The following is a 14,449-nucleotide window of genomic DNA, read 5'->3' as shown; positions in this document are numbered from 1 at the left end:
TATTAGGCTTGCTTAGCTTTTAGGTAGGCAATCACTTTTTCTAAATCCTCGGCCGTATCAACCCCAGCATGTGGCGTTACTTTGGCCTGCTCAATTTTAATAGCGTAACCATGGTACAACACCCTAAGTTGCTCTAGCGACTCAAGTACTTCAAGTGGCGATACACTTAGCTCAATATACTGCTTAATGAAGCCAGCGCGATAGGCATATATACCCACATGGCGCTGAAAAGGCGTTATATCTAACACACTGTCGTTATTTAACATTGCGCTTCTGTCAAACGGAATACTGGCACGTGAAAAGTACAACGCATTTTTATTAATATCACTAACAACCTTCACGGCATTAGGATTAAACACTTCGTCTTGCTCTTCAATGGCTACACTTAATGTTGCCATTGGCGCGCTTGAATTATTTAGTAAAGTGGCAACTTGCGATACGTTTTCGCTGGCAAGTAATGGCTCATCGCCTTGTACATTGACCACCAGGGTTTCTGCGTCTAGCTTAAGAAGGTCAACAACCTCTGCTAAACGCTCAGTACCCGATTGATGATCTTCTCGCGTCATCAGCACATCGTTTGTGAACAATTTAACAGCATCAAAAACCTTTTGATGATCGGTTGCAATAACCACTTTACTTGCACCTGACAAACACGCTTTTTCATACACGTGTTGAATCATAGGTTTACCGCATATGTCAGCTAATGGTTTGCCAGGCAAACGGGTAGACGCGTAACGTGCAGGTATAACAACTACGAATTCCACTTATCAACCTCATCTTGAGATAGCTCACGCGCTTCATTTTCTAAAAGTACCGGTATATCGTCGCGTACTGGGTATGCAAGTTTAGCTGCAGTACTAATAAGCTCTGCATTTTCTTTATCAAAACGAAGCTTTCCTTTACACACAGGACAAGCAATTATTTCAAGTAATTTTGTATCAAAGGCCATTGAGGATCCCTTTTTGTTTTAATAATAAATCTAATTTATGTATTACAGCGTCTGTAGGTTTTGCATTTACGGGTAGGTAGTACCAAGTATCTTTTGCAAAGTCTCTACATTTTACTGCATCTTTTTCTGTCATTAATATGTTGTCATCATTAAATTGAGTAAAATCAGCCATGCTATAAGCATAGTGATCTCGATAATGATGAGTCGAAAGCAGCTGAATATTTTGCCCCTTTAATGAATTTTCAAAACGTTGTGGGTTACCAATGGCACTTACCGCATGGCCTTTTTCAATTGTTTTATTCACAGGGGTATTGTTAGCAACGTGTTTAAGTGCACCAGTTTGCAAAACGTAGCTGTGGGATGCATCTCCCCCGTTTTCAATCACTAAATCAACGCTATTTAATCTGTTTGTGGTTTCGCGTAATGGCCCTGCAGGCATAACAAAGCCATTACCAAATCGCCTTTGGCTATCAACAATGCAGCACTCTATATCGCGCGCCATTTTATAATGCTGCATACCATCATCTGAGATTATGACATCCACACAAAATTGCTGCTCTAATAATGTAATGTTGGCTTTTCTATCGGGTCCAACAACAAGCGGACATTTTAAGCGATTAAATAAAAGTATTGGCTCATCACCGGCTTGTGCACTTGTTACGCCGCGCTCTACCACCAGCGGGTAGCTGTTGGCTTTACCGCCGTAACCTCGGCTGATAATACCCACTTTTAGGCCTTGCTCTGACAAGTATTCGTAAAGCCATAACACAAATGGCGTTTTGCCATTTCCGCCTACACTTATATTGCCCACCACAATCACTTTAGATTTAGCTTTAAAAGGCGTGGCAAAGCCAACCTTAAAAACCCATTTCCTAATGCTTGAAATTAACCAAAAAAGCGCAGCTAATGGCAGTAAAAGTAGCGTTATAAAACTAAATGGTTTATACCAGCTTTGCTCTATTTTACTCACCCGTGCTCACCAAACTGCATTTTACATAGAGCTGAATAGGTACCATCTTTAGCTAGTAAGCTCTGATGATCGCCACTTTCAATCACCCGGCCACCATCAATAACGTATATTTTGTCGCTGTTCTCAATGGTTGAAAGACGATGGGCTATTACAATAGACGTTTTGTCTTGCATTAAGGTATCGAGAGCTTGCTGAATTAGTTTTTCAGACTCTGTGTCTAAGGCTGAAGTTGCTTCATCTAAAATTAAAATAGGTGCATCTTTTAATATAGCGCGAGCAATTGCTATACGTTGACGTTGACCACCAGAGAGCATTACCCCGTTTTCACCGACCATGGTATTGAGCTGCTCAGGTAGGTCTTTAACAAATTCCCACACGTGGGCTTGTTTAACCACCTCTTCTAGTTGCTGCGGTGTTATTTCTCGGCTTATGCCATAACAAATATTATTGGCAATTGTGTCGTTAAATAACACAACTTGCTGAGATACTAAGGCAAACTGGCGGCGTAAATCGGCCAGTTTATATTTCTCAAGCGCAACGCCATCTAATAAAATTTCACTTGGTGCTTCTAAATCATAATAACGCGGTAATAAATTAGAAATAGTCGATTTACCCGAGCCTGAACGCCCTACAAGCGCGATGCTTTCACCGGCTTTTATACTTATTGATAGGTTATTTAAAACAGCTTCATCTTTAGTTGGGTATTTAAAGGTCACGTTTTTAACCTCAATTTCGCCCTTCACCTTATCTACGGTGTAAGTACCTTTGTCTTTTTCAATTTCTTCATCTAAAACTAAAAAAATACTTTGCGCTGCAGAAATACCGCGCTGCATATCACTGTTCACGTTTGCTAATTGTTTAAGCGGGCGTAAAAGCATCATCATAGAAGAAATGAGTACCATAAAATCGCCAGAGCTGATCGTATCTATCATTGAAGGCATAGATACAACCCACAAAATAACAGCCATTGCACTTGCTGCAAGCACTTGAATTACCGACACGCTTAACGCTTTAGTGGCATCCATTTTAATACGTTGCTGGCGATTATGATTATTGATTTTTGAAAACTGATCGATTTCTTGTTTTTGCCCACCAAAACCATGAATAACTTTGTGTCCACTTAGCATTTGCTCAGAGCTACGGGTGACCTGCCCCATTGCAGACTGTATATTTTTTGAAATATGGCGAAAGCGTTTAGACACAAACGTTACAATAATTGCCACTAATGGAATGATTACTAAAAAAATCAGCGAAAGCTGCCAGCTGGTATAAAACATAAGAGCAAGTAGAAAAACGACAAAAGCGCCTTCTCTTACAACAATTAAGAGTGCTTTGGTGATTGCTTGCTGAACTTGTTCTGTATCAAAAGTAATTTTTGAAATTAAATCACCTGTTGAGTTTTTATCATGAAACGAAACAGGCAAATGTAATATGTGTTCAAATAACTGCTGGCGTAACGAACGAACTACTTGCGAGCCTACATAGCTTAGACAATACGAAGACATAAAATTAAACAGGCCACGCCCTATTACCAGCGCAATTACAACAAATGGGGCATAAGCTAACACTTCGCTATTACGTTGGTTTAGGCCTTCATCAATAAAGGGTTTCATTAATTGAATAAATAAAGCATCCATACCCGAATAGCCGATCATTCCAATAATAGCGACGAAGGCAACGCTTTTATAATCACCAACGTAAGAAATCAACCGTTTATAAATTTGTGTAGTACTTTGACTCATATTACTCTCGTTATACAATTACAGCCCTTATTGTATCCTTCAAACCGTTAAAACTAAACGTCAATCTTCTATAAACCAATAACTTTCGTGTTTGCGCGCCGTTGTCACTTTAAAGCTATCTTGATAAATACTTACCGTAATTTGCCCATCACGTGCCGTAACATATTGTTTAGCATTTATTGCTTTGTAGCGCGAAACCACTTTTTCACTGGGAAATTGCCATTGGCCTTGAAAAGCTGTTGAGTGAATAACCGTATGCGGATTTACATGGTTGATAAATTCTGTGCTTGAAGACGTATCGCTGCCATGATGAGGGCTTAAAATCACATCGGCTTGTAATGAGTGAGTTTTGATAAGGCTCAGCTCACGTGCTTTAGAAATATCACCCGTTAATAACATAGTAAGTTGCGGTGATTTGATTAAAAGCACACACGAATTATCGTTTTCGTTATTAAATGTGCTATCAGCAAAGCTGCTAATGCGTAATCCATTAAAGTTATAATCTAAAGACATACACTGTGTGGTTATTCCATGTGGGTGAAACCGCTTAAAGCTTTCACCAAATCCTGCATTAATAAAATGTGCTGCGCCTCCTGCATGGTCGTTGTCTTGATGGCTTATTATTGCATCACTGACGGTTAAGTTATGTGTTTTTAAATAGGGAATTAACACACTGTATGTACGGCTAAAACGGTTAAAATAACTCGGGCCAAAATCGTAAACCAGCGCTTGATTGTCTTTTTCGAGTAACGTCATTAATCCGTGCCCAACATCAAACACATGCAATTGCCAAAGAGGTTTTGGTAAATACAGATAATCTATTAATGTAACGCATAGAGGAATGAGTGCTAAACGTTTAAAGGGGCTAAACCAGGCGATTAATATGCATAGATAAGCTGCGACTAAGTACAATGTACGCGGTTTAGCTATATCTAACCATCTGTAATGCCAAGGGATTGCATCCATATACTTAAACAATGTTATAAGTACACTATCGAATAATAAAATGACGGGCGCTATATCTACCACACCACTTATTATCGTAAATAGCAGCAAAAGTGGCATGATTGCCACGCTTAATAATGGAATTGCCAATAAATTAATAACCAACCCAGCAATACTTACCCCACTAAAATAAATAAGGGTAATGGGCAAAAGCCCAATGAATAAAGCAAGCTGAATAATACACAGCGCCATAAACACGCCAAGCCAATTATATTTAGTTTTAGGAAGGTGCTTTATAACAAGGAAAATAATTGCAACCGCAATAAAAGAAAAATATAAACCTGGGTTTAAAACATTAAAAGGATTGATGAGTAATACAGCGACTAAAGCATATAAAATGCTTCGCCAGCGCAGTGGCTGTTTGGCAATAAAGTAAAGACCCAATACGCAACTTAACATAATAAATGCGCGAGTCGCTGAGAGTAAAAATTCACTTAAATACACATAGATAAATGCCGCTAACCACCCGATAAAACAATAAACAATAGTTAAATTAATAGACTGCAATACTTTAATTTTAAGGATGTATGCTGTGTACTTACTTAGTAAATAAAAACAGCTGAATATAAGCCCTATGTGCAACCCTGAAATAGCTAATAAATGGCTGAGCCCTAAACTTTGCATTGTTTGTTTATTTTCAAACGACATCAGTGATTTATCACCACTAAGCAATGCATAATAAAGCCAATTAAGCGTTGTTTTTTGATAAGTGTGTTTTAAAAACGACCTGTATTTATAAATTATTGAAGGTGAAGCGGCGCTAGTAATGCGCAATTGTTTATTAAGTACTTTGCCTTTAAATAGTATGCGTTGTTTAAAGGCATGCACATTATTATCAAACACACCGATATTTTTAATTGTTCTGAATTTTTTCAGCGCTATTGTTGCCTCAAAAGTATCGCCCTGCTTAATAAGCTGTGCAGAATCGACACTTAACATGGCTTTAGGTGCTTTAAATTTGTGTATTTCATCCCCATTTAACTTTAATAACGTTGCTTTTATATACTGTGGTTGCTTTGCAGAGATAACGTCATCAACAAGAATTGTGGCAGGGTAAGCATAGTTATTTTCATCATTTGGCAATGTATAGCTATAAAACAGGTAAAAGTGCACAACAATGCAGCAAATAGCTAAAATAAACCCTAACAAAACATTCAAAAACGGCTTAAAATAGGCGCTCGCAATAAGGACAGATATTGTGATGACTGTAAATTCATGGGTTTGATAATAAAATACGGTTGAAATACAACCTATTACAAATCCAAGACTAATCCACACTGAAGTAAATGGTTGCTTGAAATGCCTAAGAAAACGATCCAACGATTTTTACCTGATCCTAATAAAATTAGGCATCATAAAACACTTAGAATATTCGGCCGCCTATTACAAGACGCCAACCTATGGCATTTAAACAGACGCTCTGCAAGGGGCGCATTTGCAGTTGGTTTATTTTTTGCGTTCATCCCTGTTCCTTTTCAAATGGTTTTAGCCGCTGCGGCAGCTATTGTATTTAGAGTTAACTTACCTATTTCTGTGGCATTGGTGTGGCTTACCAACCCATTGACTATGCCGCCAATATTTTACGGCTCATACCTTGTAGGTACGCTTGTTTTAAATCAACGAGAGCAGCATTTTGCATTTGAAGCCAGTTGGGCATGGTTCTTAGAAAGCCTTTCTACCATCGGACCTGCATTTTTAATTGGCTCACTGGTATGCGCTTCTGTTGCCGCAATTATTGCTTATTTAGGTATTGATATTATTTGGCGACGCTCTGTGCGCAAAGCCTGGTTAGCGCGAAATACTAATACGTAATAAAGCCAACTATTAAAGTGCTCAAATAGAATGACTTAATGAAGCAAATTGAGATAACTAATTAACGCCAAGCACTTTATTATAGACGAAAAAAAACCAACTTTTATACGTTGGTTTTTTTATGAAAAGCAAAAAGCTTAAAATCTAAATACTCTGCGTAAGCCCACTAGCGGCAATAATAACAGTGTGTACCAAGGGAAGCTTGCTGAGCTTCTTTCATAGAGCTCTTCTTCTATGGGTGTACAGTCTTCTACTTCACCATCAATAGGTGTTAGTTTTACTGCAACAGCAACACTCTCGTACTCAATATTACCTTCAATATCGGTTTCTACATTACCAAAGGTATCGCGCTTTTCAACGGTTTTGGTAGCTACACCAAAAATTTCATTGTCTTCATTAATGACTTTCGCTTCAGCCATTGTGTAGGCGTAGTCTGTTTCACCATCTGTTTCGTAACAAGGTAGTAAATCGTTTAAGTTGGTAATTTTATCGTCACCAATTTTATATATAAACGCTTCTTTACGACGGCTGTTTTCAGATGTACCTACCTCGCCTTCACCAACAACATAACCTTGGTTATTAATATCATTACCATAAGCGCTTGAGCTATTAAAGTAACCGGTAGGGAAAACGGTATTGCCAGTACTTATATCATGATAGAAAAACTGATCACGGATCGTGGTTTCAATACGCTTTGATGCATAACCAACAATTACATCGTTGTCATTGACAGCAAGCGCTTTACCAGAAAGCCAATCATCTTCTTGGTCTATAAAATTAAACACGTCACCATTTTTAAAATAAACAGGCATTGTTAAAATAGTGTCGTCATTTTTATAGTAACGAGCATTTGAAGAGCCCACCACTGTGCCATTATTATTTAGTGCAAGAGCGGTACTTGTAAAAGCAAAGTCATCATCTTCTTCTGGCGTTAAGGCAAGGCCTAGTATTTCAGTAGAAGTGATATTGAATGCTTCATCAAGCTCCCATTTTACCGCGCGCTCATCAAATACGCCGGTGGTTACACTTGAATTTAATAATTCCACACAGGTATTGGTTGGCTCGTCTTCGTTATCACAGTTATCTTCAATATTATCAAGCCTGTCTTCAGGAATACCTGTTGAAACATAACCAACAACAGTGTATCCGTCATTTGTTTTAACAATATCGTTAGCTCGGCTAGTACCGCCGTAATCGTCAAAGTCTGGAACTAACTCAACCTTTTGCGTTCCATCTTCAGAAATAACTATTCCGCGCTCAATAAAGTCATGGGTAAACCATGTTTCTTCTTCATCTTCATCATCTGGCGTAAATAAAACTTTATCATATGGAGCAGCACTCCAACCAACGCTCACGCCATCTTCGCTTACCGCATTATAAAAGTTACTAACCGAACGCGTTAAACCATCGTAATCTACCGACTCTTCATCAAACAGTATTTGCTCAGTCACTATGCCATCGTCAAACTTAATACCAACTACCGAGCTTAACTTTTGGTACTCGTAATCCGTTGGTCTGCCAGCTAAAAAGCTAACCATAAATGAATGCGCATCGGCGTTATTAAAAACCGCATCGTTATTTTCTATATCATCAAGTGTAAAAGTAATTTCTTTATCACTTAGCTCAAAGTTGTACTCTTCACTATCGTACGCATTTTCAATAACGCTTTCGGTAAAGTCGATATAGCTAATATCGATTGGTAAATTATACAATCCGTTGGCAGTACCAATAATGTGCCCGCTTTCGCTTACGTCAGTCACGTAAGAATGTTTAGCGCCGTCAAGAGTACCTAGTTCTGTTAATTCATAGGTTGCACTTAATGCAGATGTACTCAATGTCGCTAAAATACTGGCAGCGAGTAATTTATATTTCATTTTAATCCTTACTACTGATTCTGTAATTCTTCAAGTTCTTCCCAGCGCTCAAACGCGGCTTCAAGGTCAGACTCAAGTTTTGCTAAATGGTTCAATGCATTAGTGGTTACGTCGCTATCTTGTTTGAAAAAGTCAGGATCGCTCACTACAGCTTGCTGCGCTTCTACAGCGGCTTCAAGTTGTTCCATTTTATTGGGTAGTTGCTCTAATTCAAGTTTTAATTTGTAAGAAAGCTTAGTGGTTTTATTTTCAGGCTTTGTCGCGGCTACAGGCGCAGGTTTAACGTCTTTTTTTGGTGCTTGTTGCTGTTTTTCCTGCTCGGCTAAATAGCTTAAATAAGCTTGGTAATCGGTGTAACCCCCTACCATATCAGTTATTTTGCCATCACCTTCAAACGCCCAAACACTACTACACGTATTATCAATAAATTCACGGTCATGGCTTACTATAAGCACAGTACCCTGATACTGATTAATAATTTCTTCGAGTAACTCTAATGTTTCAATATCCAAGTCATTGGTTGGCTCATCAAGTACTAAAATATTTGAGGGTTTTAGAAATAGTTTTGCAAGTAAAAGCCTGTTTTTCTCACCACCAGAGAGTGCTTTTACAGGTGTACGCGCACGTGCCGGTGGAAACAAAAAGTCTTGCAGGTAACCAAGTACATGACGAGAACGCCCGCCCATCATTACCTCTTGTTTACCCTCGGCAACGTTATCTTGAACAGTGGCCTCTTCATCAAGCTTTTGCCTATATTGGTCAAAGTAAGCAAATTCTAAATTAACACCTTGTTTAACATGGCCGCTATCGGCTTCTAAATCACCAAACAGCAGTTTAAGTAAGGTAGTTTTACCAATACCATTTGGGCCTACTAAGCCAATGCGGTCACCGCGCATAACAAGGGTAGAAAAATCATTAGCAATCACTTTATCTTTAAATGCATGGCTAAGATGTTTTGCCTCAAACACTAGCTTGCCCGATCTGTCAGCCGTTTCAATATTAAAATCGGTTTTACCTACTTGCTCTACACGGGCTTTGCGCTCAACACGTAGCTGTTTAAGTTCACGTACACGGCCTTCGTTACGAGTACGACGGGCTTTAACACCTTGGCGTATCCAGGCTTCTTCCTCTGCTAAACGCTTATCAAAGAGTGCATTTTGTGATTCTTCTACTTTTAAGTCATGCGCTTTTTGTTCAAGGTAGGTCGCGTAATCGCCAGGGTAAGAGATAAGTTTACCGCGGTCTAAATCTAAAATACGCGTTGCAACAGCACGGATAAACGCACGGTCATGCGATATAAATACAATACCGCCTTTAAATTCTTTTAAAAACTGCTCTAGCCATTTAACACTGTCTACGTCTAAATGGTTTGTTGGCTCATCAAGTAACAATAAGTCAGGCTCACTCACAAGTGCACGTGCTAAGGCAACTTTACGCAACCAACCACCTGAGAGCGATTCTAATTTAGCATCTGGGCTAAGCTCTAAACGCGTGAGTACTAATTGAATACGCGAATCAAAACGCCAACCGTCACACGCTTCTAAATCGTTAGATAAACGCTCAAGCTTATTTAGCAGTTTGTCGGTACAGTCGGTTTGTAGCTGTGTGCTCACATGATGATAATCAATTAGCAAATTAGCAATATCAGGCATGCCCTGTGCTACATAATCGAATACTGAGCCATTTGCTCCTTTAGGAGGATCTTGCTCTAAGCGAGATATTTTGATCCCGCCAAGCTGGTTAATTTCACCATCATCTAAAATAACTTGGCCATCTAGTACTTTTAAAAGTGTAGATTTACCCGCCCCATTTCGCCCTACAATACAGACGCGCTCACCGCTTTCTATCACTGCATCAGCATCATCAAGTAATGGGTGCGTACCATAAGCTAACTGCGCTTTTTGTATTCTAATTAAATCCATAAATACTGCTCTTTTATTCTTGCGCTAAAAATTCATGCACTGTTTGTGCATCAAACGGCCAATACAAATAGTGGCCGCTTTTGCTCTCAAATACGGGAATACTTAACTGAAAACGCGCTATTAGCTGCTCATCAGTGAGTATATCAATTAATTTAAGCTCACTATTTTTATCCAAAACCGATAATAAAACCTGCTCGGCTTGCTCACATAAATGACAGCCATCGGTGTGGTATAAAACATAATTAGCCATGGGTAATTAACCAACTGTTGTGTATTTTTTTATTACGTTTGAAATCAGGTGATAACGTTTTTTCTGAAATATTTTCAGCTTTTAACCCTAAGCCCATCAAACCTACTTCATCCATTACAAAACCACGTTTGTTATTAGAAAAAATTAATGTACCCGACGGACTCAAGATTTTTTTAACCCAAGTAAGTAATTTTATATGATCGGTTTGCACATCAAACGCGTCTTTCATTCGTTTAGAATTAGAAAACGTAGGCGGGTCTAAAAAGATTAAATCGTATTGCCCTTGTGCGTATTCTAGCCATTTTAAACAATCAGCTTGCTCAAAACGGTAGCGGGTATTGCTAATATCATTTAATGCAAAGTTATCTTGGCCCCACTTAAGGTAGGTTTTTGATAAATCAACGGTGGTAATTGCTTTTGCACCCCCTAATGCCGCGTGCACAGAGGCTGTACCGGTGTAGGCAAATAAGTTTAAAAAGCGTTTGTCTTTTGCATTTTGCTGAATATAACGACGCGCTAAACGATGATCTAAAAACAGCCCTGTATCGAGGTAATCAAACAAGTTTACTTTAAACTTAGCGCCAAATTCTTCCACCACCATAGTGCGGTTTTGTTTAGCCATTGGGGTGTACTGCTCTTCCCCTTTTTGTTTTTTACGCACTTTAACGGCTATGTTTTCAGGTGCTATGTTTAACTGCTGTGCAGTTAAGCTAATCACATCTTGAAGACGCTTTTCTGATGTTTTTTCGTCAATTTCTTTAGGTGCTGCGTATTCAAAAACAACAGCAGAGTCGCCGTAAATATCAACCGCTACGTTGTATTCAGGAATATCAGCATCATATACGCGATAAGCTTGTACTTCGTTTTGTTTAAGCCAATTTTTTAGGCCTTGTTTGTTCTTTTTCAAACGATTAGCAAACGACATTGAGCCTTCAAAATTAAGAGCCGGTTTGTCATCGCTTGTCAGGCTTACCTGTTTATCATCTAACTGATATAAATTTAGCTCTACATCTAATGGGCCGTTTTTAAATTTATAACGCTTTTGTTTAACCAGTTTTAACAGCTTAAATAGGCTTTCATCCATGCCTAGTAACGCAAGCTTCCAATGATTAAAGTGCTTTTTAAAACCCACGCCCATGCTGCGGTGTAAATTTACCAGCTCAGCCATAGAGCCAATACGTTCGCCGTACGGTAAGTTAGAAATAACCACCCCGGGTAATTTAGCAACAGAGGTAAGCTTAGTTGCATCACTTTGCTTAAACTTAATAACATTACCCAGCTCTGCACGCTCGGCATTGGCAATGGCTTTATCAAGAACTTGCGCATCGTAATCGTGGCCAATTAACCACAATTTAGGATCGGTAATTTGCTCAATTAATTCTTCACGCAGTTGTTTAAATTTGGCCGCTCTAAAACTAGGTAAACGCTCAAAAGCAAACCCTTCTCTAAATAAACCAGGTGCTTCGTTACGCGCCATGCCCGCCGCTTCTATTAAAATAGTGCCGGCACCACAACATGGGTCAAATAAAGGTTGATTTACATTTTCAAGCCAACCACTGCGTTTAATAATCGCGGCCGCTAAGTGCTCTTTAATTGGGGCTTTACCTTGGCCTTGGCGATAACCGCGCTCAGATAAACGAGGACCCGAGTAATCAATATACAAAGCCACACCATGGCGATTTAAACGCGCCACAACACGCACATTGGCATCTTGCTTATCTACATTTGGGCGCTGTTCGTATAAATCGTTAAAATAGTCAACAATCGCATCTTTAATTACCAAGCCTGAAAACTGGGTATTTTTTAAAGAGTCGTTGGTACCATTAAAATCAACGGCAAATGTTTGGGTAGGGCCAAACCATTCTTGCCATGGCTGAAAACGAGCAAATTTATACAGGCTATCTTTATCATTCACGCCTTCTTTTTCTTCAATAAGCATCAGCACACGTGTTGCGTAACGAGTTGATAGACAAACCTTTTGCGCCAATGTTGAATCTGCCTCAAAGCGAACAGAACCCACAGTTTGTTTAGACACGACGGCGCCTAATTCTGTTAGTTCATCAACAAGTAAATTTTCGATTCCGATAGAAGTAAGTGCGATAAATTGCAAAGTAATAACCCTTAATAGCTAATTGCGCAGGATTATAACATAGGTTGGCTGACAAACACTTGATAAACGCAGCTCGATTTGTAAATTTGCTAAGCTGATTTAGTGTGATATTGCTCAAGTAATAGCGGGTGAACACGATTGTTTAAAACGCGGATAACTTCAAACTGTTCAAGGGACAAATTATCATCAAGTTTGAATGTTTCGTTAAGGTTTAGGCAAATTGAAGCATCAGGGCAATGTTCAACAATTAAAAACTCACCGGTTTGCGCTTTTGAGGTAAGTTTAACGATGGCTTCTGTACTTGGCTGGGTGCCAGTGTACTCTTCAAAAAACCAACTTTTAGCCAGTACCGGTTTTAAATGAAATTTTACAGCGGTGGCATTGAGCGCAATTTGGCAAATTTGTGCAGGCTTATACAGCTCAAAACCATCTAAGTAGTTATATACCTGTTCATAAAAAGCAGCATCTTCTAAGCTAAAACGCGGGTTTTCAAATACACAGTCGGTGAGTTGTCTTAATTTATACGGTGTGCATAGTTGCATATCGTCATTTAAATCAAGTAGTAAGCGGTTTTTATTTGCACATGCAATCCACTGCCATTGTTTTGTTGCTTGTAACATTTGCCTCCTCCTTGTTTAAAAATTTATTTTTTAATTAAGACATTAATATTAGATTATAACGGCTTTTGACCATTTTTAAAACATTTGTTTAGAACATTTATTGAACGATCAAAAGCTTACATAACTGATCCTTATAAGGAATCAACGATCGATTTTACCAATTGTGGCCCTTTGTAGATGAACCCAGTATAAACCTGCACTAAATTTGCGCCTGCATTTAGCTTTTCTTGAGCTGATTGCGCATCATCAATACCGCCTACACCAATAATTGGTAATTTACCTTGTGTTAAACGTTTAAGTTCGCTAACAACGTGTGTAGAGCGCTCTCTTACAGGGCTGCCAGATAAACCACCCGCCTCATCGGCGTATTGCTGACCCATTACTGCACTACGTTCAAGCGTAGTATTTGTTGCAATTACGCCATCAATTTGATTAGTTAATAGTGACTCGCTAACCTGCTCAATTTGGATTTGATCAAGATCTGGCGCTATTTTAACCAGCATAGGTACTTGCTTATTATGCTTGGCAATTAAATCGAGCTGTTCATTCTTTAAACTTTGCAGTAAATCATCTAACGCGGCACCATATTGTAAATCGCGCAGCCCTGGTGTATTTGGAGATGAAATATTGACCGTAATATACGAAGCATGCTCGAACACTTTACGCATACAATGGATATAGTCGTCTTTACCTTGCTCATTTGGGGTATCTTTATTTTTACCAATATTAATACCTAAAATACCGGTGTACTTGGCATTTTTTACGTTATTAACTAAATTATCGACCCCTTTATTATTAAAGCCCATTCGGTTAATAATGGCATTTGACTGCGGTAATCTAAAAATGCGCGGCTTATCATTACCTGCTTGGGGGCGCGGGGTAACTGTGCCAACTTCTACAAAACCAAAGCCCATTTGGCTAAAGGCATCAATACACTCAGCGTTTTTATCTAAACCTGCAGCCAAACCCACAGGGTTTTTAAACTCAAGACCTAAAAAATTAACGGGTTTGTTTTGTAGTTGTTGTGACCAAGCTGCGTTTAAAGGTGTGTGTGCAAAACGGCGTAAATTATTAAGCGCAAACTCATGTGCCCATTCAGCATCTCGGGTGAACATAAAACGGCGGGCTAAATCGTAAAACATGAATTGTTCCTCTTTAAATTACAGACAAAAAAATACCTCAGACTAGGCTGAGG

The 14,449-nt window shown here is 39.0% G+C and carries 12 protein-coding genes; 1 reads left to right on the top strand and 11 read right to left on the bottom strand.

What is annotated here, in order from left to right; all coding sequences use genetic code 11:
• Window positions 1–2: 2 nt before the first annotated feature.
• The 5 genes from kdsB to SJY38_RS06080 are packed head-to-tail and all read right to left on the bottom strand — an operon-like array spanning window position 3 to window position 5,986.
• Window positions 3–764, bottom strand: a complete 762-nt coding sequence (gene kdsB / locus SJY38_RS06100; protein WP_024033541.1) for a 3-deoxy-manno-octulosonate cytidylyltransferase — start codon at window positions 762–764, stop codon at window positions 3–5.
• A complete protein-coding gene (locus SJY38_RS06095) occupies window positions 752–949 on the bottom strand; it encodes a Trm112 family protein (protein WP_004586692.1) in 198 nt (65 codons plus the stop codon). The genes kdsB and SJY38_RS06095 overlap by 13 nt, the downstream gene beginning before the upstream one ends.
• The gene (lpxK, locus tag SJY38_RS06090) at window positions 939–1,919 is read right to left on the bottom strand and encodes a tetraacyldisaccharide 4'-kinase (RefSeq protein WP_377109404.1); all 981 of its coding nucleotides are present in this window, start codon (window positions 1,917–1,919) and stop codon (window positions 939–941) included. Before lpxK ends, SJY38_RS06095 begins: the two co-directional genes overlap by 11 nt.
• Complete coding sequence (gene msbA / locus SJY38_RS06085; RefSeq protein ID WP_004586694.1) at window positions 1,916–3,661, bottom strand: lipid A export permease/ATP-binding protein MsbA; 1,746 nt, start codon at window positions 3,659–3,661, stop codon at window positions 1,916–1,918. Before msbA ends, lpxK begins: the two co-directional genes overlap by 4 nt.
• 60 nt (window positions 3,662–3,721) lie before the next feature.
• Window positions 3,722–5,986 carry a DNA internalization-related competence protein ComEC/Rec2 gene (locus tag SJY38_RS06080; protein ID WP_377109403.1) on the bottom strand — a complete coding sequence of 755 codons (2,265 nt, stop codon included), beginning with the start codon at window positions 5,984–5,986 and terminating at the stop codon, window positions 3,722–3,724.
• Here SJY38_RS06080 and SJY38_RS06075 point away from each other — a divergent pair.
• Window positions 5,966–6,478 carry a DUF2062 domain-containing protein gene (locus SJY38_RS06075; RefSeq protein ID WP_377109402.1) on the top strand — a complete coding sequence of 171 codons (513 nt, stop codon included), beginning with the start codon at window positions 5,966–5,968 and terminating at the stop codon, window positions 6,476–6,478. The two genes, SJY38_RS06080 and SJY38_RS06075, sit on opposite strands and share 21 nt — an antisense overlap.
• Before the next feature lie 137 nt (window positions 6,479–6,615).
• On the opposite strand, the gene SJY38_RS06070 is transcribed toward SJY38_RS06075, so the two are convergent.
• From SJY38_RS06070 to pyrD, 6 genes are all read right to left on the bottom strand, one after another.
• Window positions 6,616–8,352, bottom strand: coding sequence for a DUF3466 family protein (locus SJY38_RS06070; RefSeq protein WP_004586697.1), 1,737 nt, complete (start codon window positions 8,350–8,352; stop codon window positions 6,616–6,618).
• Window positions 8,353–8,363: 11 nt separating this feature from the next.
• Window positions 8,364–10,274 (bottom strand): ABC transporter ATP-binding protein, encoded by a 1,911-nt coding sequence (locus SJY38_RS06065; RefSeq protein ID WP_064387343.1) that lies wholly within the window; start codon window positions 10,272–10,274, stop codon window positions 8,364–8,366.
• 13 nt (window positions 10,275–10,287) lie between these two features.
• Window positions 10,288–10,524 carry a glutaredoxin family protein gene (locus SJY38_RS06060; RefSeq protein WP_096041650.1) on the bottom strand — a complete coding sequence of 79 codons (237 nt, stop codon included), beginning with the start codon at window positions 10,522–10,524 and terminating at the stop codon, window positions 10,288–10,290.
• The gene (gene rlmKL / locus SJY38_RS06055) at window positions 10,517–12,634 is read right to left on the bottom strand and encodes a bifunctional 23S rRNA (guanine(2069)-N(7))-methyltransferase RlmK/23S rRNA (guanine(2445)-N(2))-methyltransferase RlmL (protein WP_377109401.1); all 2,118 of its coding nucleotides are present in this window, start codon (window positions 12,632–12,634) and stop codon (window positions 10,517–10,519) included. Before rlmKL ends, SJY38_RS06060 begins: the two co-directional genes overlap by 8 nt.
• Window positions 12,635–12,723: 89 nt before the next feature.
• Complete coding sequence (locus tag SJY38_RS06050; RefSeq protein ID WP_024033533.1) at window positions 12,724–13,254, bottom strand: cell division protein ZapC; 531 nt, start codon at window positions 13,252–13,254, stop codon at window positions 12,724–12,726.
• 131 nt (window positions 13,255–13,385) lie between these two features.
• Complete coding sequence (gene pyrD / locus SJY38_RS06045) at window positions 13,386–14,396, bottom strand: quinone-dependent dihydroorotate dehydrogenase (RefSeq protein WP_004586702.1); 1,011 nt, start codon at window positions 14,394–14,396, stop codon at window positions 13,386–13,388.
• Window positions 14,397–14,449 lie beyond the last annotated feature (53 nt).

The organism is Pseudoalteromonas sp. R86517 (genome assembly GCF_042466295.1).
Lineage (GTDB): Bacteria > Pseudomonadota > Gammaproteobacteria > Enterobacterales > Alteromonadaceae > Pseudoalteromonas > Pseudoalteromonas atlantica.
This window is presented reverse-complemented; position numbering and strand designations above follow the sequence as displayed.

What these genes read in the sequence shown, in the direction of transcription:
- pyrD (WP_004586702.1), bottom strand. Translation starts at nt 14,396, where the DNA reads ATGTTTTACGATTTAGCCCGCCGTTTTATGTTCACCCGAGATGCTGAA.
- SJY38_RS06050 (WP_024033533.1), bottom strand. Translation starts at nt 13,254, where the DNA reads ATGTTACAAGCAACAAAACAATGGCAGTGGATTGCATGTGCAAATAAA.
- SJY38_RS06065 (WP_064387343.1), bottom strand. Translation starts at nt 10,274, where the DNA reads ATGGATTTAATTAGAATACAAAAAGCGCAGTTAGCTTATGGTACGCAC.
- SJY38_RS06070 (WP_004586697.1), bottom strand. Translation starts at nt 8,352, where the DNA reads ATGAAATATAAATTACTCGCTGCCAGTATTTTAGCGACATTGAGTACA.
- SJY38_RS06095 (WP_004586692.1), bottom strand. Translation starts at nt 949, where the DNA reads ATGGCCTTTGATACAAAATTACTTGAAATAATTGCTTGTCCTGTGTGT.
- SJY38_RS06060 (WP_096041650.1), bottom strand. Translation starts at nt 10,524, where the DNA reads ATGGCTAATTATGTTTTATACCACACCGATGGCTGTCATTTATGTGAG.
- SJY38_RS06075 (WP_377109402.1), top strand. Translation starts at nt 5,966, where the DNA reads ATGCCTAAGAAAACGATCCAACGATTTTTACCTGATCCTAATAAAATT.
- msbA (WP_004586694.1), bottom strand. Translation starts at nt 3,661, where the DNA reads ATGAGTCAAAGTACTACACAAATTTATAAACGGTTGATTTCTTACGTT.